A 22,064-nucleotide genomic window follows, 5' to 3' on the forward strand; every position below is an offset into this window, starting at 1 on the left:
ATTTTTAAGTGGTTGGTGCAATTATTTGCTCGGATGATGTTTACTCCGTAAAGTGTGTTGCTGGGCCTTCCGTAATTGCCAATATTGTCGGCCTAAACTAGCTTCAAAACGACCATTATTTTTCGGTTGGTAGTATTGAGCATCTTTGATTCGATCGGGCAAGTATTGTTGAGCTACCCAATCTTGGGGATAGTCATGAGGGTAATCATAATCAATCCCGTGACCTAACTTAGCAGCCCCTTTATAATGGGCGTCTTTAAGGTGAGCTGGAACGTCACCAAAGCCACCTTGGCGAACCTGAGCAAGAGCTTCGTCAATTGCATTAATTCCTGAATTGGATTTTGGCGACAGGCATAATTCGATGACAGCATCTGCTAATGGAATTCGTGCCTCTGGGAAGCCAACTCGTTCTGCGGTTTGAACTGCCGTAACAGCTCGTTGCACAGCAGGCATATTCGCAAGCCCAATATCTTCATAGGCTGTGACCATTAAACGTCGTGCAATGATAGGAAGATCACCAGCTTCAATTAAACGAGCAAGATAGTGGAGAGCCGCATCAGTATCTGACCCGCGAATAGACTTTTGAAAGGCTGAGATGACATCATAATGAGCATCGCCATCTTTATCAGCGGATAACGCCTTTTTCTGGACGCTTTCTTCAATAATCGGTAGTGTAAGATGAATTTTCCCATCTTCACCTGGATCAGTTGATTTGGCAGCAAGTTCTAACCCATTTAAGGCACTTCGAAGATCACCGTTGGTTGCTGCTGCTAGTTGGTCCTCAGCATTTTCTTCAAGGACTAATGGTAAACTACCTAAGCCACGTTCTTTATCAACTAATGCATGCTGGATAGCGATCTTCATTTCATCAGTTGAAAGCGAGTGGACTGGAAAAATTTGGGTCCGACTACGGATTGCGGGGTTAATACTAATATATGGATTTTCTGTTGTCGCTCCGATGAGGATAATTCGTCCGTTTTCGAGGTGAGGAAGGAGAAAATCCTGCTTTACTTTATCTAAGCGATGAATTTCGTCGAGTAGTAAGATCACCGTCCCGCTCATCTTAGCTTCTTCTGCGACGATTTGTAAATCCTTTTTTGTATCAGTTGCCGCGTTTAGTTTTCGAAAAGCATATTTAGTTGAACCAGCAATCGCACTAGCAATGCTGGTCTTACCAGTTCCAGGAGGACCGTATAGAATCATTGAAGAAAGCATTTTTGCTTTAACCATACGGGAGATGATTTTACCGGGGCCGACAAGGTGCTGTTGACCGACCACTTCATCTAACGTTCGTGGTCGCATTCGATAAGCAAGTGGTTGTTGCATCATATATTAGCCACGATCCTTTCTATGGAAGAGATGGTGGAAAAAGCCTTGATGTTGATCATTTGTTTTTTCAGCTGTATTATTTTTTGAAATTACCAGATTAGGGTATCGTTTTTTGACATCAACTGGAGATTGGTAGACAGCTGTTTTTGCCGCCACGACAACTGCTAATGAATCTGGGCCTGTTTTATATTCCGGATCAGTTTTTAATGTAAACTGAGCATTATCTTTAGCGGCAGTTTGAATGTATGGATGAATTTCGTCGTGAGGGAGATTACCGTTGATAAAGACAAGGTTGCCAATTCCACGATCTAACTCGGCAGTTAATGCCCTTGTCCAATCTTGTTCGTGTAGTTCTTGAACACTAATTGTTAGACAGACGCGTTCACGGAATGTTCCGAGGTATTTTCGCTGTTCGTCAGGCTTAATTTTTGGTGTACCGTAAACAGCATTGTCAATTCGCTGTTGAGCAGCACTTTTTTCTTGTTCAGACATATTGAACGCCTCCTTATCATGCAATTGTAACACGAAATGCAGAAAACTATATTTCTTGATAACATTATAATTTTTGTTATATCATGATTATGAAGAAACAAAAGTAGGCTAACATATAAGGGAAGTGATTTTTATGTTTAGTGCAGTATTTTGGGTTTTAGCATTTTGGTTTATTGTCAATCTAGTCTGGACAATTGCACGCCTTAATAATCGGATGATGTCAAGAACGTTTGCCTGGATAAATGTAGTGGCAGTAGTAATTGGCTTTTGGACGTTTTATGCTGCCAGCAATGGCGGGGGCGGAATTGCTCCTTGGTTTCGATTGATGAATTGGGCTAACATTGTTCTTGCCATTTTTCAATTTTATAACGGATATCGTCCACATCAATATGGTAAAAAATCATAGCTCTAATTGAGAATTTGTAAAAAGGCGAGGCTGGAAAAAAATTTTTTCCGACCTCGCCTTTGGTGTTTTATTTTACAATTTCACAGAATTCGATTGTTTCACTGTTAGGACCTTCAATGTTGAAGAACTTAATTCCTTTATCCCAGAAGTCAAGGTGTTGAACTTCATTGTCCTTTAGTTTGAAACCTTCAGCCTTAGCAGCCTTGAAAGCCGCATCAGCATCGCTAGTATTAAGAGAAATATGGTTAATAGCACCCGTTTCGTGAACGGCACCGTCACCAGTCCAGATTTCTAAAGTGAGGTGGCCATACTGCATAAAAACAACTTCATTTCCTTGATCATCAGTATCAAATTCGCCAAGCTTCTTGAAACCAAGCTTTTCCCAAAAAGTAATTGTTTTTGCCATATCATCGGTTGGAATCCCAATGTGTTGTACATCGTTAAAGTAACCTGCTAAACTCTTGTTAAATGCCATAATAAATCACTCCTGTATAAATTTTAATTACCAATATCAAGTGCCTGGTGCTTTAATTTAGGGAAGATATAACAGTCTGCCCAACCAGTAATTGCACCTTGGAAGGCAAGGGCAAATAATGTTCCTAATCCAAAGTTGTAAATACCGCCTTGCATGAATGCAGCGATGATTGCCATGATTGTTGGTGGAATGTATGATAACCACATCGCAATCGTTGCGTTACCATGGCAATAACGGAAACGAATTATTTGGAAAAGGTCATCAGCGGGGTGTAACACGAGGTTGACACGCTGATAAATTGAAATGGCGGTCCCAATGAAAGCAACCCCTAAGAAGTTAATGAAAACATATAGGATAATCATCGGTAAGGTAGTGGCGTCCGGCATAATTCGGTTAAAAATGTCAGAGAACCACTGGATAAAAATAGAAAATGGCAACATGAAAATAAAATTACCACCAATTCGTCGCCAGTCCCACTTATGCATCAAAATTGCGTTTAGGACAGAAGTTAACATCCCTAAGACCATGAAAGCCCAGAAAAGGGTCATTGAATTATTCCCTAAAACGGCAATCCCTAGGTTGTTTTCTGCGGCTGTCCAATAAGCGGAGCCAAGAAATTGTGGATGAACGTGTGAACTTGTAACAAGTGTTAGAACGTTCCCCATTGAGTTAATAACAATTGATAGTGCAAAGAATGCCCAACTAGCAGTTAATGAAATTGTTCGCTCGGCAACTTGACCTTGTACTGGAACTTTTTCTTGTTCCATTGTATTCTCCCTTCCAACTTGACCAATCATTTGGTGAAGTTATTCACTTTCTCTCTACGATGAATTAATTTACAACCATCAAAAAAGCTTGTCAAGCGCTTCATAAGTTGAAATGACGGGATTTATCCTATACCAAAATCATTGAAACGATTTACTGAAAGCGTAATCATTGAGCGGGTATAGGAAACATAAATCTAATTAGACCAATTAGCTGAAAAAGCTTACAAAAAAATTTTGAAAGGATGAGATATGTGAAAATAATCATTTCTCCTGCACGAACAATGCGAGTTGATACCGATTCCTTACTTTACAAAGATTTGCCGAAATTTATTCAGCAAACAAAAGATATTTTAGGTTGGATGAGGAGTTTATCTTATGATGAGTTACACAAAGTATGGGGGAATTGCAGCTCGCGTTTAGCAATGAAAAATTATCAATGGCTTCAACAAATGGATCTTCAACGAAAGCTAACGCCCGCAATTATTGCCTTTACTGGTCTGCAATATCAATATATGGCGCCAAGTATTTTTTCGGATGATGGACTGAAATATGTTCAAGACAATTTACGGATATTATCAGGATTTTATGGTATTTTACGGCCGTTTGATGGAATAATACCTTATCGATTAGGGATGGGTGACATGGCGCCAGTGAATGGACATAAGAATCTTTATGACTTTTGGGGAGAACGACTTTATCGGGAACTCTATAAGAATAATGATTTAGTAATTAGCTTAGCCTCGGTCGAATACGAAAAGGCAATTATTCCTTATCTACAAACCCAAAATCGGTTTATCAAATGTATTTTTGGAGAAGAAATAAATGGGAAGATAAAACAAAAAGCAACATTAGCTAAAATGGCTCGTGGGAATATGGTGCGATATTTAGCAGAAAACCAAATTCGAACAATTGAAGACGTCAAACGGTTTAATGTCGGCGGTTACCATTTTCGAGAAGATCTGTCTACTGATGAAAAATTAATTTTCGAACTGGCAAAGTAATCATATTATTTGCCAATCTTTTTGAATTGTCTTATAAAAGAATTGTATACAAAACTATCAACAGTGCACTGATTCTATTAAATTTTTAATGATAGAAGGGAGTAAAATTATGGTAGGCGATTCTTTAAATAAGACAGGTGCCAATTTATTAATCAAGGCCTTGCAAAAGAATAATATTAACCGGATGTATGGAATAGTTGGAATCCCAGTAACTGATTTAGCGCGGCTCGCTGAATTACGCGGAATGAAATATTATGGTTTTCGCCGTGAAGATTCAGCAGTTAATGCCGCCGCCGCCGCTGGTTACTTAACGCAAAAACCTGGCGTTGCATTAACTGTTTCAGCACCCGGTTTTTTGAATGGATTAACAGCTTTAGCTCAAGCTACTAAGAATTGTTTTCCGTTAATTATGATTTCAGGTTCGTCTGAACGACATATTATTGACTTATCACAGGGCGATTATGAAGGTCTCGACCAATATAATGCGGCGAAACCCTTCTGCAAAAAAGCTTATCGGGTTGATCGAGCAGAGGATATGGGATTAGCTGTTGCAAGAGCCATTCGGACAGCAGTTTCAGGCCGTCCTGGTGGTGTTTATCTTGATATCCCAGCTGACACAATCGTTCAAGAAGATGCTGCTGATCAATCTAATTTGGGTGTTTATAAGTTGGTTGATCCGGCTCCTAAACAGATGCCTAATGATGAAGCAATATCACGGGCAGTTGATTTAATCAAGAATGCAAAAAAGCCCCTTATTATTTTAGGGAAAGGGGCTGCCTATGATCGAACCGAAAAACAAGTGCAACAATTAGTAGCAGAGACTAATATTCCATTTTTGCCAATGTCGATGGCAAAAGGGTTAATTCCAGATAATAGTCCTCATTCTGCTGCCGCGGCTCGTTCTCTTTCCCTACGAAATGCTGACGTAGTAATTGTGATTGGTGCACGTTTAAACTGGATGCTTTCATATGGGGATGCACCACAATTTAACCCTCGAGCAAAATTTATTCAGCTAGACATCGATGCCACACAGTTTGATTCCTCACAGCCAATTAGTGCCCCGCTCCAAGGAGATCTTAAGTCGATTTTAGATAAATTGGTTCCAGCGCTATTGGCAACTGGATATCAAGCGCCCGAAGCATGGTTAGAGCAAATTGCGCAAGATACTGAGAAAAATGACAAAAAATTCGCGCAACGAATTGCTAATGGTAAAGTAGCACAAAAATTTGGCTATTATGGAGCAATTGCGCCTATTGCTGAATACTTCCAACAACATCCTGATACTTATCTAGTCAGTGAGGGGGCTAATACGCTTGATATTGGACGAGATATGATTGGAATGCAGCTCCCCCGTCATCGGCTCGACACAGGGACTTGGGGTGTCATGGGTGTCGGTCTTGGTTATGCAATTGCCGCGGCAGTTGAAACAGGAAAACATGTTGTTGCGCTTGATGGCGATAGTGCATTTGGTTTTGATGGGATGGAGATTGAAACGATTTGTCGATATAAGTTGCCAATTACGGTCGTTGTTGTCAATAATGGCGGAATTTATAACGGAATCGGCCAGGTTGTTCCCAATCAACTTGGGCCAACTACTCTTGATCCAACTGCAAGGTATGATTTGATGGCGAAGGCCTTTGGTGGCGATAATTATTTTGTAAGTAATTACGATGAGATGAAAAATGTTTTTGCAAGAGCTGTTGACTCGGGACGCCCCAATATTATTAATGTCCAAATTGCGCCATCAAGAGGAAAAGAATCTGGACATATTGGAAATCTAAATCCAAAGCTTAATTTACAATCACTTGAAGAAAATGAGAGGAGCCATCATAATGACTGAACAAAGTGAAAATGCACCATTAAAGGGAATTAAAGTTGTTGACTGGACACAGGTTCAATCGGGACCATCCTGTACTCAGCTTTTAGCATGGCTAGGAGCGGAAGTTATTAAGATTGAACGTACCAAGACTGGCGATCCTACTCGTAATGAACTGCTTGATATTCAAGATTCATGGAGCCTTTATTATTTACAATTAAATGCAAATAAAAAATCATTAACGCTTGATATTAAAACCCCAGAAGGCCAGAAAATAATGTATGACTTACTCAAGAAAGCCGATATTTTTGTGGAGAATATTAAGCCAGGCGCTGCTACTAGGGCAGGTTTTGGCTGGGAAAAAGTACACGAATTAAATCCGCGTTTAATCATGGCCTCCTTAAAAGGATTTAATAAAGGATCACGTTTTGCCAATGTAAAAGCCTTTGAACCAGTTGCTCAATCTGCTGGCGGTGCTGCTTCGGCAACAGGATGGAATGAAGGTAGCGCTAATATTCCAACTCAATCTGCTGCAGCGTTAGGAGATTCTAACTCTGGAATGCATTTAACGATTGCAATTTTAGCTGCTTTACTACAGCGTGAGCACACTGGTAAGGGAAGCTATGTTTATCAATCAATGCAGGATGCAGTTATTAACCTTTGTCGAATTAAGCTTCGGGATCAATTAATGTTAGACAATCTAGGAGCATTACCATTTTATGCAGTCTATCCGAACTATAAATGGGGTAAGGCAATTCCACGGGCAGAAAATAGTGAAGGTGGACAAGTGATTGGTTGGACTTATAAGGCTAAAGGATGGGAAAAAGATCCGAATGCCTATGTTTATATTGTTATTCAAAATAAAAACGAGAGCTGGGAAACGATTGCTAAAACGATGGGTCATCCTGAATGGGCTACTGATGAACGATTTAAGGATTGGGAACATCGCCAGCTCCATAAGCAAGAAATTTACCCCTTGATTGAATCATATACCAAGAATTACGATAAATATGAGTTGACTAAAAAACTTGGAGAGGCTGGTATACCAGTTGGCCCAGTTTTAGATTGGCATGAACTCGAAAATGATCCAGACTTAAATGAAGATGGTACTCTGGTTAAGATTAATCAGGGAGGGAATCGTGGTGAATTCAAGACTGTAGGGATGCCATTTACGATGTCAAACTATAAACCAACCTATAAGCGAGCTCCAGATCTTGGTGAAAATAATAAAGAAATTCTATCCTCGCTTGGTTACGATCCCGCACAAATTGAAGAATTGGTAGCTAAGGGCGTAATCTCGAAAGTAGAAAAACCACATAATCCACGGACGAAAGTCATTAAAGATTAGCTGTGGTTTATGTTGATAAGAGAAAAGAGATCGGAAATTTGAATTTTCCGGTCTCTTTTCTGTCTTTTAAACGTTGACAAAACTTAGAATTCCTTCTAAAGTTTTAAACTTTCACAAGATGTATAGTTTCCATGGAGCCACTTATTCGCCCCGGCTATTAGTGTATTTTTATTTCCAGTAGAATAAAGATGATAGGTAGCCTTATCATCGCTTAGCATATCTTTGCTTTTTAATAAAGTTTGGATATAATTAATTGTTTCTTTTGCCGGATCAACTAATTTTGTCTTTTCTCCAACTTTATTTTGAATTTGATTTCTTAGAAACGGAAAGTGAGTGCATCCTAAGATTAAAGCATCGACTGGGTGTGTATCAAAAATAGATAGTTGCTCATTGACAGTTTGTTGGGCCTGCGGAGTATTAGTGAGGCCATGTTCAACAATTGAGACTAAAGGTTGGGTTGCTTTACTAATGACGTTGATTGTTGGATCAATTTTATGAATTTCTCTTTCGTAAGCACCATCTTTTATTGTTGAATCGGTTCCAATTACTCCAATTGTATGTGCATTTGTATTAACCGCAGCTTGAGCGCCAGGGTGAATTACCCCTAGTACTGGAATCGATAATTCTTTTTTTGCCATGGCTAACGCTGCTGCTGTAGCTGTATTACATGCGATTACCATTAATTTTACAGGATACTTTTCGAAATATTCACCAATTTTAAGAACAAACTTCCTCACTTCAGCCTGAGGTTTGGTTCCGTATGGGAAATGTCCTTCATCTCCTACAAAGACTATTGATTCATTAGGTAATTGTTGTTGAATAAGCCTAACAACCGATAATCCACCAAGTCCTGAATCCATGACTCCAATAGGCTGATTATTCATTTTCTACTACCTCCCTATTTATGAATTTCTTTTGCATTTTCATCTTCATCTAATAAACCAGTGTGATGCTTTTTTGTTAGCTGAAAAATAATAAATGGAATTGTCAAAACAACAAGGAAGCTTATGATTAAAATCGCCATATACGTTCCATGAGATGAAGCAGGCAGTGACGTAGTTGGGAAAAATGAGATGATAAAAGCAAATAATGTTACTAAGAAACCACAAACAGCAATGATTGTTTTTCCAAAAGTGCCGCCTGGTACATTATAAGTTCTTGGTAAATCTTTCTTTTTATATACTAAAACCAAATAGCTAGTAAAGAATAGGAAGTAAGCGACTAAATAAATAACAACCGTCAAGCCCATTGCAGCAAAGAAAGAAACATTACCGCCGCCACCACCGAGGGTCAAAACGGCATCCCAAATTGAAACGATGATTCCTTGAACGATGATTAGCCGAACAGGAATATCATGTTTATTTATTTTCTTGAAATAGCTAGGAAGAATACCAATTTTGGCGGTATCGTAAATAGCACGAGAAGGTCCTGTTACCCATGAACTAATCTCTGCAATAACACCACAGGCTAACATTAACCCAACAATACGCGTTAGCCAGCCTAATTCACCATGACTTAAATTAACAAATAGATAATTAAATGCTTGTACAACTCCGGCACTTAATGAGAGCTGATTTTGTGGAATAACAGCAGCTACAGTTAAACCGCCTAGTGTATCTAAACAAATTGCTAGGATGACAAGGATAAACATAACCAATGGATAATTCTTATTTGGATTTTTAAGGTCATTGATATAAGAAGCAGAGGCCTCGCCACCCATATAAGCTAAAATAAATGAGACAAACACAACGAGAGTATCAACTTTGGTAAAATCAGGAATAAATTGATGTGGCGTGAAATTAATCAATAATTTTCCGCCAGAGCATAGATACCAAATGGCAAGAATAAATAATAGTCCGGAGGGAATTAAGATACCAATTAGAAAGCCAACTTTTGCAATCTTTTGTGTATATTTGGTTCCACCAAATTGGGAAAATGTGACTAACCAGAAGACTATTAATACTCCCCAGAATTTAACCCATGCGTTATTAGTTAAAGCAGGCCAACTCACAACAAAAGATAATGCTCCTAAAATAAAGTAAATCATTGTACAAAAATTGACTGTAATTTGGAACCACTGAAAGAAGATTGCGGCGAAGCCAAACCTCGTTCCAAGAGTATGACTAACCCAACTGAACTCACCACCACCATTATCATTCCAACCTTTAACAGTAGCCATTTCTGCAGCACATAACGCAACAGGAATAAACCAAAATAGACCTCCTAATATCAGAAAGAATACAAGATGGAGTTTAGAAGTGGCAAAGGTTGGGTATTCATAAACTGTTAAAACCATTGCTGCAGTAATTGAGAAGAACCCCCACATTGTAAGAGTTCTTTTATTTTGTAATGTACCCATAATGACGATATACCTCCTTTTTTATTTCGGTGATATAAAAAATGTTCTACATAATTAAAAAGCTTTCACCAAGGCTTAACTATGTAGAACAAATGTAGTCTTAAAAATTAATGTGCAAAGCCATACTTTTTAAGTTCAGTTGTTTTTTTTCCAACTAAAGTCGAGTTATTTAATGCTTTAATATCACGTTGCATATCATCAATAAATTCATGTGCTCGGCTCATCCCAAAGTCTGCTCGACATACAATTCGTTGCACTTCTACTGTATCTAAGTTCTTTGGTAGAGGGTAGGCAGGAACTTGCCAACCTTGCATTCGTAAACGATCAGCTAAGTCGTATAATGACCAATTTTGGGCAGTTAGATCTTTTAACTTATAACAAATAATTGGAAGTTGTGATCCATCATTAACCATTTCAAACATACCCATTTTTTCAATTTCTGTTGAGAGATAAACGGCTACATCATGAGTGCGTTTTTGAATCTTTTGATAGCCATCGAAGCCAAAACGAACAAAGTTGTAATATTGCCCAATAATTTGAGAAGCACTTCTTGAGAAATTAATTGCCATTGTCGGCAATTCACCGCCCAAGTATTGAACCTTAAAGATTAAGCTTTCAGGTAGGAACTTTTTATCACGCCAAAGAACCCAACCAATTCCTGGATAAACTAATCCGTACTTGTGACCAGAGGAATTGATCGAAACAACATTCTTAAGTTGAAAGTCCCATTTTATATCTGGTTCCATAAATGGAGCATAAAAACCACCGGAAGCTGCATCAACATGGATATATACTTTATAGTCAGTAGTCTTGTTATATTCTTCAACAAGATCATTTAATTTTGCGATATCATCGTAACGACCAGTATAAGTAATACCCATAATGCCAACGATGCCAATGGTGTATTCATCAACATAATCCATTACAGTATTCATATTAAGTGATTGGTGTTCTTCATCCATTGGAACTGTTCTAAGTTCAACATCAAAATAGGTTGCAAATTTTTCCCAACAAACTTGGTAACCGGATGATATTACTAGATTTGGCTTTCGGGCATGAATATCAAGGCCTAACTTTTTAGCACGCTCGCGCCATGCGAATTTCATTGCCAGGCCACCAAGCATACAACCTTCTGAAGAACCAACAGTTGAGGTTCCGATATAATTTTCATCTTTTTGGCCATGCCATAACTTAGCAATAATATTGACACAGCGGTTTTCTAATTCAGCAGTTCTCGGATATTCATCTTTATCGATAGCATTTTTTTGCATCGTTTCTGCCATAATTTCCGTTGCTTTAGGTTCCATGTATGTCTGACAGAAGGTTGCTAGGTTTTCACGAGCGTTACCTTCATCAATTAGTTGATCTTTTACAATGCGATAAGCTACTTCTGGAGCAACAGATTCTTGATTTAATTCATATTTTGATAAAGCATGATCAGAAGTATATGAGCCAAAGATTGGATCTAAAACATCACGCTTTTCCTTATCATTTTTTCCATATAGTCCTGCCATAAATGGTAGCCTCCTTAGTCAATTTACTAATTGTCTCTTTTTGCATTAATATGTAATAACTAAAATGGTTAATTATGGAAGTTGAATACATATTAAAGCGAAGGCAAAAAACAATACACAATAAGCTGTCAGCACTGCAGAAAATTTAATGACATATAAATAATAATTATTATTTACACTTTCAACTATATGCTTTTTTTTTTTTTTTTTTGCAACGATTGTGCTATTAAAAAAATTATAATCAAAGTTAGTTATGCTGGTATAAATGAAATAGATGATAAGGCATGAACGAGCTTGAAAGGTAGATAAAAAACTATATTGTTCGTTATTTAGTGAAAAATATTAATCATCTTTGCTTTATCCGAATTTAAATCAAACATTCACGTTGAATTATTCTTAAATGTATGCGATGATCGCACTATCATATTTATTTGGAGTGTGTATTTTGGAAGAAACACGAACAATTGGTTTTTTAGACCGAACCTTTAATTTGTCAGAGAACGGCACGAATATTAAACAAGAATGTTTAGCTGGACTGACGACTTTTGTTTCAATGGCCTATATTCTTTTTGTTAATCCGAGCGTACTAGGAGTAGCCGGAATGGACAAAGGAGCAGTTTTTACTGCAACTGCTTTATCAGCAATTATTGGATGCTTTTTGATGGGAATTTTGGCTAATTATCCAATTGCGATTGCTCCGGGATTAGGTGATAATGCCTTCTTCACTTATTCGGTTGTATTAGCAATGGGAATTCCGTGGCAAAAGGCAATGGCTGGTGTTTTTGTTGCCTCTGTTTTATTTACGATCTTGTCTTTCCTTAAAGTGCGGGAAATTGTAATTAATGCTATTCCTAAAGACTTGAAATACGCAATGGCTGCGGGGATTGGAATATTTATATCTTTTGTTGGTTTGCAGGGTGGTGGAATCATTGTTTCAAGTAAATCATCACTAGTTGAATTAGGATCTTTGACAGTGCCTACAACCTGGATTACGATTTTTGGGATTTTCTTGATTGCGATTTTAATGGTAAAAAAGGTTCCGGGAGCAATTTTTATCGGCTTAGTTGCAACAACACTTCTTGGTTTGTTAACGGGATTGGTTAAGATGCCGGACCATCTAATTTCAATGGCTCCCAGCTTAGAACCAACTTTTGGGGTGGGAATTAAGTTCTTGCCAACAATGACTGATCCAAAGATGTGGGCTGTTGTCTTAATCTTCTTATTGGTAGCTTTCTTTGACACTGCTGGAACCTTAGTTGGGTTAGCGCAAGAAGCAGGCTTAATGAAGGATAATAAAATGCCCCGGATTGGTCGAGCTTTGATGGCCGATTCGCTTTCGATGTTAGGAGGGGCGGTAATGGGGACGACCCCAACTTCTGCCTATGTTGAATCCTCAGCTGGTATTGCGGTTGGTGGAAAAACTGGCTTGACGGCGATTGTAACGGGAACGCTTTTCATTTTAAGCATGGCTTTCTCTCCTTTACTCGAAGTTGTTACTACTCAAGTGACCGCCGCCGCTTTAATTGTGGTCGGCGTATTGATGGTTTCCGCCTTGAAAGATATCGAATGGGATAAATTTGAAATTGCACTGCCATCGTTCTTGGTTGCTATTGGAATTCCGCTAACCTATAACATTTCTTATGGGATTGCATTTGGTTTTCTTACGTATCCGATCTTAATGGTTGCCGCAGGACGTCGCAAAGAAGTAAATGTTGTAATGTGGAGCATGTTTTTTGTTTTTATTGCATTGCTGTATATTTTGAATGTTTTGCCAAAATAAAAAAACACCCTAAGATTGTTGAACTTAAACGATCTTAGGGCGTTTTTTGTTTAGAGTGATACATAAAAAGGCATTCCCAATTCCTGGAGAATGCCTTTTTTAGAGTTGAACCAACAAGTAATACCTAGTGATTACTTGTTGTAGAATTCAACGATAAGAGCTTCATCAATATCAGCGTTCATATCTTCACGTGCTGGAATGCGGTTAAGCTTACCTTCAAGCTTGTCGGCATCAAAGTCAACGTATGAAGGACGAGAAACAACAGCTTCCACAGCGTTCTTGATGATGTCTAAGTTCTTAGACTTGTCACGAACGGCGATGATTTGACCAACCTTAACTTCGTATGATGGAATGTCAACACGCTTACCATCAACAGTGATGTGACCGTGGTTAACTAATTGACGAGCTTGACGACGAGTAGTGGCTAAACCAAGACGGTAAACCATGTTATCAAGACGACGTTCAAGCAATGCCATAAAGTTAGCACCGTGAGTACCTTCCTTAATCTTACCGGCACGAACGAAAAGGTTTGAGAATTGACGTTCAGTCATACCGTACATAAAACGTAGCTTTTGCTTTTCACGTAATTGTGTACCATATTCTGAAAGCTTACCGCGACGATCGCGACCGTGGTCACCAGGAGCGTAAGCCCGACGTGCTAATTCTTTACCAGTACCTGAAAGTGAAACGCCAAGGCGACGTGAAACACGCCAACTTGGACCAGTGTAACGAGACATAAATAAATTCCTCCAATAATTTTAGTTGGAGTAAAATAATCCGATTGTGAGCTTGGCATTCGTGCAGGCTGATTTGAATCTTTCACCCTAGCAGCCGGGTTACTAAAAACACCGTTTGGGCACCAGTCTGTTGACGAGCTTGCTCCTCACTGCTGCATTATTTTACACAAAGATTAGTGTACAACGGTTCGTAATAATAAGTCAATCATTTCTTTAGAAATCTCGTAACTTTTTGGCAGAATGGTGAACAATATAAAAGTTTATTAAACGTAGATGTTTTTTCACATCTTTTAAAGCACGTTCATTGTGGTATGCTATAATTTTGAATAGGATTATACGGATAATTGTTGTGCAAGAGCAATAAACAATAAAAAGTAGTAGGTGGAAAAAGTGATTTTTCAAGTATTGATTGGTATTTTAATTATTGTCGTAGCAATATTAGCTTGTGTATATTTTTATCAACGACGAGCTGTTAAACAGATCAACGACTTAATGGAAAGCGAAAAAAAGCTAGCAGATCAAAAAGTTGACCAGCAGATCAAAAATGTTGAAGAATTGCAACTAATCGGGGATGCTAAAAAGCAATTCGAAACAATTAAAAACAAGTATGAAAAACAAGTGCGACCAGCAATCACGGCCTTTAATAAACAAGCTCCCCAATTGTTAGCAGATTCACGGACGAGTAAATTACTAACACTTAATACTCAGATTCGTGACCTGCAAGCGGATTTGGCAAAGTTAACGACAACTCTTCAACAGATCCAAAAAGACTTACAACATCTTCGTCAACAACAACATACCCATAAGCAAGCGGTCGAGCAGATTAAAAATAAATATCGTCAATTCCACCGGCAACTAAATGAGAAGAGCTTCGAATATGGAGACAGTGAAAAGCAGTTAAATAGCAGGTTAAATGAATTAGAGGATCAATTTGCTCAATTTACTGATTTAACTAATAAGGGCGATATTGAAGCGGCTCAAGAAATTTTAGGCAATTTGCAATCTGAAAACGACAAATTTGAACAAGACCTTAAGAAGATTCCTCAGCTCTATAAGCCAATTGCAACCGAGTTTCCAGAACAATTATCCGAGCTAAAAAGTGGTTATGAGACACTTGTAAAACAAAATTTCCACTTTACGGAGAAAAATATTGATAAGCAAATTGAACAGCTCCAATCTAAACTGGATCAGACGATTGACCAACTTAACAATTTACAATTAGATGTTGTGGAACAATCTAATAAAGATCTTGGTGACCAGATTGATTACTTATACGAGGTAATGCAAAAAGAAATTGATGCTAAGAATGAAGCTGTTCATTTGATTGAAGTGATGAAAGATTTTACAAAACACGCTCAACGGCAAAATGACGAACTTGGTGTGGAATTAGACCGGTTAAGTTTGAATTACACACTTACTAATCATGAACAAGAAACCGTTCGTGAACTTGGTGAACAAATTAAAGCGATTATTAAACAGTATCGTGATGACGCAGAAGCAATTGCCAATAAAACAGCTGTTTATAGTCAGGTGCTTGATCGACAAAAGTCTAATCAAAAGAATTTGACTGAAATTGAAAAAAGCCAAGAAAAGCTTAACGATGAAGTTGCTAAATTACAGACTGATGAGCAACGCGCTCGTCAAATGCTTCAAAAATATTCCACCCAGATTCGTACAATTCACCGACAAGTAGAACAGTTGAACCTTCCTGGCTTACCTAAAGATTACTTAGATTACTTCTTTGGGGTAAGCGATGAGATTAAAAAGTTAGCTGATGAATTGAATGAGTATAAGATCAATATGGATGAAATTACGAAGCAACTAATTATCGTTGAGTCAGACCTAGATACATTAAATGACAAGACTGATATTCTTCGTGATAGTGCGGAATTAACAGAACGATTCCAACAATATGCGAACCGGTTTAGTGATAACGAAAAGATTGCAGCAGCTGCTAAAAAATCCCAAGAACTTTTTAAGCAATTTAACTACACAGCAAGTTTAGAAGCAATTGCAACCGTTTTAGAGGAAATTGAACCTGGTAGCTACAAACGAATTGAAGATACCTATTATCGTGAAATTGGTAAAAATTAAAAATCAAGGTTAATTTCCACGATATCTTAAACAATGTTCGTATAAATAAAGAGGCTGTTGAAAAAACGAAGTTTTTTCCAGCCTCTTTTCTTATTAAATGATAGTGATAATTAATGCCTAATAGCTAATTTTCTGTTATAATATAAAACCGTTTTAAGAAGAGTCGAAATCTTCAGCAGTAGCCTATCCTATACTGTTGAAATCATAATCAGAGTAGGTTACCCATTTGTAACAACCCTGTGTATTATTTTTAGGAAGGAAATTAGTATGATCTATTTTGATAATAGTGCGACGACAAAGATACTACCGGATGTTTTGTCGACATACGAAACCGTGAGCCAAAAGATTTGGGGGAATCCAAGTAGCTTACATAACTTTGGTGAAAATGCTTGGAACCTCCAAGAACAGGCACGTCAGCAGATCGCAAAGCTATTCGGGGTTAAGCCTAGTGAGATTATTTTTACTAGTGGTGGTTCTGAAGGAGATAACTGGGTAATCAAGGGAACTGCAATGGCTAAGCACCGTTTTGGCAAACACATTATTACGACTAGTGTTGAACATGCGGCCGTAAAAAATGCATTGGAACAACTAAAAGACTTCGGATTTGAGGTTACTTATCTCCCCGTTGATAAAGAAGGACGGATCAATCCCGCTGATGTAAAAGCCGCGATTCGTCCAGATACGATTTTAGTGTCTATTATGGCTGTTAATAATGAAATTGGAACGATTCAGCCAATTAAAGAAGTAGGAGAAATCCTTAAAGATTATCCAAATATTCACTTTATGGTGGATGCTGTTCAGGCAATTGGTAAAGGGTTAGATGACCAAGTATTTAGTGATCGCGTTGATTTTGCTACTTTTTCTGGTCATAAATTTCATGCTCCACGAGGAACCGGTTTTGTTTACTTCAAGAGTGGTCGTAAGTTAGAGCCTTTGATTGCTGGTGGTGGTCAAGAGCGAACACTACGGAATGGAACAGAAAATACACCTGGTAATGTTGCGATGGCAAAAGCAATTCGGCTAGTAAAAGAAAATGAAACAGAATCAGTAAAGCGGGAACAAGCAATCAAAGAACGGATTTACGACCATTTAAGTCAATTCGATCATGTGAAATTGATTTCTGGCCGTGATCAAGGGTTTGCTTCCCATGTCTTGTGCTTTGCAATTGTAGGAGTTCGAGGCGAAACGATTGTTCATGCCTTTGAAGACAAGGATATCTATATCTCAACTACTAGTGCTTGTTCGTCTAAAAAGCATTCTGAAGCCGGAACATTAGCTGCCATGAAAGTTCCGGAAAATATTGCGACAAGTGCAGTTCGGATTAGCCTTGGGGATCAAAATACCCTTGAAGAAGCTGACCAGTTTAATAAAACATTTGATGAATTATACGCTGGCTTTAAGAAAATTATTGAATAAAATCTGAAAGGGGAACATAACGTGCAATATACAGAAATCATGGTTCGTTATGGTGAGCTTTCGACAAAGGGACATAATAAGAAGTCCTTTATTGATCGTTTAGGAGTAAACGTGCGAAAGGCTCTTCATAGCTTTGACCAAGTAAAGGTGCATGCACAACGTGATCGGTTGCATGTTGAATTAAATGGGGCTGACTATGATCAAGTGATGAATCGCTTGAAGTTAGTGTTTGGGATTCAAAACTTCTCTCCATCAATTAAAGTTGATAAGACGTTTGAAGCGACTGCAGAGGCGGCAGCTCAAATGATCGCTGAACAAGTTGATAAACCAATTACCTTTAAAGTAGAAACTCGTCGTTCAGATCACCAATTTGCAATTGATACCTTTGAAATGAACAACAAGCTAGGGGGATATCTCTTAGATAAGTTTCCTGATAAATTAAAAGTTGATGTTCACCATCCAGACCTAACTTTACGGGTTGAGATCCGTCTTAATGGGATTTTCCTTTCAAGTGAAACGATTAAGGGTGCTGGTGGTTTGCCAGTTGGTACTGCTGGTAAAGGAATGATGATGATGTCTGGTGGAATTGATTCACCAGTAGCCGCTTACCTTGGGATGAAACGTGGTGTTTCAATGGAAATGGTTCACTTCTTTAGTCCGCCATATACTAGTCCCCAAGCTTTAGCAAAGGCCAAGCAATTAACTGAACGTCTTGCAAAATATAGCGGAAGTATTAAGTTTATTCAAGTGCCATTTGCTGAAATTCAAGAAACAGTAAAGGAAAAAGTTCCTGAAGGTTACCTAATGACGATTCAACGGCGGATGATGCTTCGGTTGGCAGCTGCCTTAATGATTAAACGTCATGGGTTGGCTATTTTTAATGGTGAATCATTAGGTCAAGTTGCTTCACAGACAATGGAAAGTATGCTAGCGATTAATGATGTAACTTCTTATCCGGTATTACGCCCAGTATTGTCATTTGATAAGACCGAAATCATTAAGATTGCCCAAGACATTGATACTTATGACCTTTCAATTCTTCCATATGAAGACTGTTGTACTGTCTTTACACCGCCATCGCCGAAAACCCGGCCAAATGTTGAGCGGGCTCGTGAATACGAAAAACGACTTGATATTGAAGGATTAATGCAACGAGCTCTTGATGGGATTGAAATTACGGAAATTCATCCTGGTGAAGATTATTTAAACCAAAATGAAGATGTTTTTGCTGAATTACTTTAATTAGGCCTTGACGAGGTTTGATAATTTAGCTATGATACATTTTAATAAGCATTGACCGAAAGAGTAGTAAAGCGGCCCCTAAAAAGCGAGATCCTGATAGTGAGAGAGGATTAGTTAAACTTTATGAAGGTAGTTCGGGAGCTGATATACTGAAATTAATAGTAGGTATGTCCGGTTCATTTACCGTTATGAAATGATAAAGTGGAGTATTTTATACTCAAATTAGGTGGTACCGCGATGATTCGTCCTATCGATTGTGATAGGGCGTTTTTTAGTTAATGCACAAAACAAAAATGAAGTTTGCTTTCTGAAAGGAGTTTCTGCCATGACAGAAAAAGATATGTCAACCAAGTACGATCCAGCGGCGGTTGAAGAAGGCCGTTATCAATGGTGGATTGACCAAGGATTCTTTAAACCAAGTGGGGACAAAAAAGCTCACCCATACTCAATTGTTATCCCACCACCGAATGTTACTGGTAAGTTGCACTTAGGTCACGCTTGGGATACAACTTTACAAGATATGATCATTCGACAAAAACGTATGCAGGGTTACGATGTATTATGGGTTCCTGGAATGGACCACGCTGGTATCGCTACCCAGGCGAAAGTTGAAGCCCGTCTTCGTAAACAAGGAATTTCTCGTTATGATCTTGGTCGTGACAAGTTTGTTCAACAAGTTTGGGACTGGAAAGATGAATATGCTGATATTATTCACCAGCAGTGGGCTAAGATGGGTATTTCTGTAGATTATGACCGCGAACGTTTTACCCTTGATGAAGGATTAAATAAAGCTGTTCGAAAAGTTTTTGTTGATCTCTATAATAAGGGCTTAATTTATCGTGGAACTTACATTATCAACTGGGACCCACAAGCACGGACGGCCTTATCAGATATTGAAGTTATTCATAAGGACGACAAGGGTGCATTCTACCATGTTAAGTATCCATTTACTGATGGGACTACTTTTAACGGTAAGGATTACATCGAAATCGCCACTACTCGTCCAGAAACAATGTTCGGGGATGAAGCGGTTGCTGTTAACCCTAATGATGAACGTTACAAGGACTTAGTTGGTAAGAAAGTCATGGTACCACTTGTCAACCGGGAAATTGAAATTATTGCTGACGACTACGTAACACCTGAATTCGGTACCGGGATGGTTAAGATTACCCCGGCTCATGATCCAAACGACTTCAAGGTAGGTAAGCGTCACAACCTTCCCGAGCTTAATACAATGAATGAAGATGCTTCTATGAATGAAAATGCCGGTAAATACGAAGGTATGGACCGTTTTGAAGCTCGTGAAGCGATTGTTAAGGATCTTCAAGACCAAGGTTACATGTTAAAGATTGACCCAATCGTTCACTCTGTTGGTCACTCAGAACGAACAGGGGTACAAGTTGAAGCACGTCTTTCCACACAATGGTTTGTTAAGATGAAGCCATTAGCCGAAGCAGCTCTTAAGAACCAAGATACTGATGACCGAGTTAATTTCGTTCCAGAACGATTTGAACATACCTTTACGCAATGGATGGAAAATATTCATGATTGGGTTATTTCTCGTCAATTATGGTGGGGTCACCGGATTCCAGCTTGGTATAACAAACAGACTGGCGAAGTTTATGTTGGTATGGAAGCTCCTAAAGATGCCGAAAATTGGGAACAAGATAAGGATGTCCTTGATACATGGTTCTCCAGTGCGCTTTGGCCATTCTCGACGATGGGCTGGCCTAATACTGATTCAGCAGACTTCAAGCGCTACTTCCCAACCAATACTTTAGTTACTGGTTATGACATCATCTTCTTCTGGGTTTCCCGGATGATTTTCCAATCGCTTGAATTTACGGGTCGGGCACCTTTTAAGAATGTCCTTCTCCATGGTTTGATTCGTGATGAACAAGGGCGAAAGATGAGTAAATCCTTGGGGAATGGTATTGACCCAATGGATGTTATCAAGAAGTACGGGGTAGATGCCCTGCGGTGGTTCTTAATTACTGGTTCAACTCCTGGTCAAGATATTCGTTTTAGCTACACTAAGATGGATGCTGCTTGGAACTTTATTAATAAGATTTGGAATGCTAGTCGTTACGTTATTATGAACCTTGGTGAGATGCCTGCGCCTGTCCTTCCTGATAAGAGTAAGTGGGATTTAGCTGATCGGTGGATTTTGAGTCGGTTAAATGCAACTGTAAAGCAGGTTAACGAACAGTTTGACAAGTTTGAATTTGGTGAAGCTGGTCGGGCGCTTTACAACTTCATCTGGAATGATTTCTGTGACTGGTATATCGAAATGACCAAGGAAAAACTCAATAATGGAACTGATGAAGAAAAGACAGATACTAAGAATATTCTTGGTTACGTTCTGGACCAGACCTTGAAGATGTTACATCCAATTATGCCATTCGTTACCGAAAAATTATGGCAATCAATGCCGCATGATGGCGAATCAATTATGGTTGCAGATTACCCAGTTGCCAATGCCGAACTGGATGATCCAGTTGCGACTGAACAAATGAATAGTTTAATTGAATTAATTAAGGCTGTTCGTAACATTCGAAATGAAGCTAATGCACCAATGTCTAAACCAGTCGATATTTTGGTGAAAGTTGATAGTGATCATTTGGCACAGATGTTGAATGATAATCGGGATTACATTGAACGCTTCTGTCATCCAGAAAACTTAACTATTGGTAAGGATGTTGAAGCTCCTAAGCTTGCGATGAGCGGTATTTTGACTGGAGCAGAAGTTTACATCCCGATGGCTGAATTAGTTGATCTTGATGAAGAACGAGATCGGATGGAAAAAGAGATTGCTAAACTTGAAAAAGAAGTAGAACGTTCACAAAAGAAGCTTGGTAATGAAAAGTTTGTTAATAACGCGCCGGAAAAAGTTGTTGAAGCTGAACGACAAAAGGCAGCGGAATGGCAACAAAAATTAGCAGCTGCTAAAGAACGCCTTCAATCACTTCAACAAGCTTAGTGTCGATTTATAGTGGGATAATTAACGTTTCTAATAATAAATAAAAAATATATCATTTTATTAAATAGGCGAGACCACTGTGGAGATGCATTTGCTATAAGATTTATGAATGCATTTTAAAATTAGATTAAAAAGGAATTGGTAATTGCCGATTCCTTTTTAATTAATATGAAAAAATAATCATGTATTATTCAAAAATGTTTATCTAATGATAAGGATTAAATAATCGATAATTAAGCGGTTTATTTAGAAATTATTTCACGTATTTGCCATTTATTTATTGTAATTATTTATCACAAGTATTATGA

At 38.4% G+C, this 22,064-nt stretch carries 17 protein-coding genes and 1 other annotated feature; of the genes, 9 read left to right on the forward strand and 8 right to left on the reverse strand.

The window, feature by feature from the left end; genetic code table 11:
- Positions 1–21: 21 nt before the first annotated feature.
- Positions 22–1,326: a replication-associated recombination protein A gene (locus tag LMB57_RS03930; RefSeq protein WP_229271326.1), complete on the reverse strand. Its 1,305-nt coding sequence runs from the start codon at positions 1,324–1,326 to the stop codon at positions 22–24.
- A 6-nt stretch (positions 1,327–1,332) separates the two neighbouring features.
- Complete coding sequence (locus tag LMB57_RS03935; RefSeq protein ID WP_229271256.1) at positions 1,333–1,821, reverse strand: YueI family protein; 489 nt, start codon at positions 1,819–1,821, stop codon at positions 1,333–1,335.
- Between the two features lie 133 nt (positions 1,822–1,954).
- Between LMB57_RS03935 and LMB57_RS03940 the strand changes: the two genes are divergently transcribed.
- Positions 1,955–2,227, forward strand: a complete 273-nt coding sequence (locus LMB57_RS03940) for a hypothetical protein (protein WP_094501857.1) — start codon at positions 1,955–1,957, stop codon at positions 2,225–2,227.
- A 67-nt stretch (positions 2,228–2,294) separates the two neighbouring features.
- On the opposite strand, the gene LMB57_RS03945 is transcribed toward LMB57_RS03940, so the two are convergent.
- Positions 2,295–2,702 carry a VOC family protein gene (locus tag LMB57_RS03945; protein WP_229271257.1) on the reverse strand — a complete coding sequence of 136 codons (408 nt, stop codon included), beginning with the start codon at positions 2,700–2,702 and terminating at the stop codon, positions 2,295–2,297.
- Positions 2,703–2,725: 23 nt separating this feature from the next.
- The gene (locus tag LMB57_RS03950; RefSeq protein ID WP_229271258.1) at positions 2,726–3,469 is read right to left on the reverse strand and encodes a DUF6198 family protein; all 744 of its coding nucleotides are present in this window, start codon (positions 3,467–3,469) and stop codon (positions 2,726–2,728) included.
- A 251-nt stretch (positions 3,470–3,720) separates the two neighbouring features.
- On the opposite strand from LMB57_RS03950, the gene yaaA reads away from it, so the two are divergent.
- From yaaA to frc, 3 genes are all read left to right on the forward strand, one after another.
- Positions 3,721–4,470 (forward strand): peroxide stress protein YaaA, encoded by a 750-nt coding sequence (yaaA, locus tag LMB57_RS03955; protein ID WP_229271259.1) that lies wholly within the window; start codon positions 3,721–3,723, stop codon positions 4,468–4,470.
- Between the two features lie 109 nt (positions 4,471–4,579).
- Complete coding sequence (oxc, locus tag LMB57_RS03960) at positions 4,580–6,310, forward strand: oxalyl-CoA decarboxylase (protein WP_229271260.1); 1,731 nt, start codon at positions 4,580–4,582, stop codon at positions 6,308–6,310.
- Positions 6,303–7,634 (forward strand): formyl-CoA transferase, encoded by a 1,332-nt coding sequence (gene frc, locus LMB57_RS03965; protein ID WP_229271261.1) that lies wholly within the window; start codon positions 6,303–6,305, stop codon positions 7,632–7,634. Before oxc ends, frc begins: the two co-directional genes overlap by 8 nt.
- 95 nt (positions 7,635–7,729) lie before the next feature.
- Here frc and murI read toward each other — a convergent pair whose 3' ends face one another.
- From murI to gad, 3 genes are all read right to left on the reverse strand, one after another.
- On the reverse strand, positions 7,730–8,518 hold the full coding sequence (gene murI / locus LMB57_RS03970; RefSeq protein ID WP_229271262.1) for a glutamate racemase: 789 nt from the start codon (positions 8,516–8,518) through the stop codon (positions 7,730–7,732).
- A gap of 14 nt (positions 8,519–8,532) precedes the next feature.
- Positions 8,533–9,993, reverse strand: a complete 1,461-nt coding sequence (gadC, locus tag LMB57_RS03975; protein ID WP_229271263.1) for a glutamate/gamma-aminobutyrate antiporter — start codon at positions 9,991–9,993, stop codon at positions 8,533–8,535.
- 107 nt (positions 9,994–10,100) lie between these two features.
- Positions 10,101–11,507, reverse strand: a complete 1,407-nt coding sequence (gene gad / locus LMB57_RS03980) for a glutamate decarboxylase (RefSeq protein ID WP_229271264.1) — start codon at positions 11,505–11,507, stop codon at positions 10,101–10,103.
- 445 nt (positions 11,508–11,952) lie between these two features.
- On the opposite strand from gad, the gene LMB57_RS03985 reads away from it, so the two are divergent.
- Positions 11,953–13,287 (forward strand): NCS2 family permease, encoded by a 1,335-nt coding sequence (locus tag LMB57_RS03985; protein WP_418887471.1) that lies wholly within the window; start codon positions 11,953–11,955, stop codon positions 13,285–13,287.
- 131 nt (positions 13,288–13,418) lie between these two features.
- On the opposite strand, the gene rpsD is transcribed toward LMB57_RS03985, so the two are convergent.
- The gene (rpsD, locus tag LMB57_RS03990; protein ID WP_003666632.1) at positions 13,419–14,024 is read right to left on the reverse strand and encodes a 30S ribosomal protein S4; all 606 of its coding nucleotides are present in this window, start codon (positions 14,022–14,024) and stop codon (positions 13,419–13,421) included.
- Between the two features lie 390 nt (positions 14,025–14,414).
- Here rpsD and ezrA point away from each other — a divergent pair, with 390 nt between their 5' ends.
- From ezrA to LMB57_RS04010, 4 genes are all read left to right on the forward strand, one after another.
- Positions 14,415–16,118 carry a septation ring formation regulator EzrA gene (gene ezrA / locus LMB57_RS03995; protein WP_324255225.1) on the forward strand — a complete coding sequence of 568 codons (1,704 nt, stop codon included), beginning with the start codon at positions 14,415–14,417 and terminating at the stop codon, positions 16,116–16,118.
- A 267-nt stretch (positions 16,119–16,385) separates the two neighbouring features.
- Positions 16,386–17,534: a cysteine desulfurase family protein gene (locus LMB57_RS04000; RefSeq protein WP_229271267.1), complete on the forward strand. Its 1,149-nt coding sequence runs from the start codon at positions 16,386–16,388 to the stop codon at positions 17,532–17,534.
- A gap of 21 nt (positions 17,535–17,555) precedes the next feature.
- Positions 17,556–18,776 carry a tRNA uracil 4-sulfurtransferase ThiI gene (thiI, locus tag LMB57_RS04005; protein ID WP_003666641.1) on the forward strand — a complete coding sequence of 407 codons (1,221 nt, stop codon included), beginning with the start codon at positions 17,556–17,558 and terminating at the stop codon, positions 18,774–18,776.
- Positions 18,777–18,818: 42 nt separating this feature from the next.
- Positions 18,819–19,029: a binding site (T-box leader), on the forward strand.
- Between the two features lie 72 nt (positions 19,030–19,101).
- Complete coding sequence (locus LMB57_RS04010) at positions 19,102–21,756, forward strand: valine--tRNA ligase (protein WP_229271268.1); 2,655 nt, start codon at positions 19,102–19,104, stop codon at positions 21,754–21,756.
- Positions 21,757–22,064 lie beyond the last annotated feature (308 nt).

The organism is Limosilactobacillus secundus (assembly GCF_020784695.1).
GTDB lineage: Bacteria > Bacillota > Bacilli > Lactobacillales > Lactobacillaceae > Limosilactobacillus > Limosilactobacillus reuteri_F.

What these genes read in the sequence shown, in the direction of transcription:
- LMB57_RS03930 (WP_229271326.1), bottom strand. Translation starts at nt 1,326, where the DNA reads ATGCAACAACCACTTGCTTATCGAATGCGACCACGAACGTTAGATGAA.
- LMB57_RS03935 (WP_229271256.1), bottom strand. Translation starts at nt 1,821, where the DNA reads ATGTCTGAACAAGAAAAAAGTGCTGCTCAACAGCGAATTGACAATGCT.
- LMB57_RS03940 (WP_094501857.1), top strand. Translation starts at nt 1,955, where the DNA reads ATGTTTAGTGCAGTATTTTGGGTTTTAGCATTTTGGTTTATTGTCAAT.
- LMB57_RS03945 (WP_229271257.1), bottom strand. Translation starts at nt 2,702, where the DNA reads ATGGCATTTAACAAGAGTTTAGCAGGTTACTTTAACGATGTACAACAC.
- LMB57_RS03950 (WP_229271258.1), bottom strand. Translation starts at nt 3,469, where the DNA reads ATGGAACAAGAAAAAGTTCCAGTACAAGGTCAAGTTGCCGAGCGAACA.
- oxc (WP_229271260.1), top strand. Translation starts at nt 4,580, where the DNA reads ATGGTAGGCGATTCTTTAAATAAGACAGGTGCCAATTTATTAATCAAG.
- frc (WP_229271261.1), top strand. Translation starts at nt 6,303, where the DNA reads ATGACTGAACAAAGTGAAAATGCACCATTAAAGGGAATTAAAGTTGTT.
- murI (WP_229271262.1), bottom strand. Translation starts at nt 8,518, where the DNA reads ATGAATAATCAGCCTATTGGAGTCATGGATTCAGGACTTGGTGGATTA.
- gadC (WP_229271263.1), bottom strand. Translation starts at nt 9,993, where the DNA reads ATGGGTACATTACAAAATAAAAGAACTCTTACAATGTGGGGGTTCTTC.
- gad (WP_229271264.1), bottom strand. Translation starts at nt 11,507, where the DNA reads ATGGCAGGACTATATGGAAAAAATGATAAGGAAAAGCGTGATGTTTTA.
- rpsD (WP_003666632.1), bottom strand. Translation starts at nt 14,024, where the DNA reads ATGTCTCGTTACACTGGTCCAAGTTGGCGTGTTTCACGTCGCCTTGGC.
- LMB57_RS04000 (WP_229271267.1), top strand. Translation starts at nt 16,386, where the DNA reads ATGATCTATTTTGATAATAGTGCGACGACAAAGATACTACCGGATGTT.
- LMB57_RS04010 (WP_229271268.1), top strand. Translation starts at nt 19,102, where the DNA reads ATGACAGAAAAAGATATGTCAACCAAGTACGATCCAGCGGCGGTTGAA.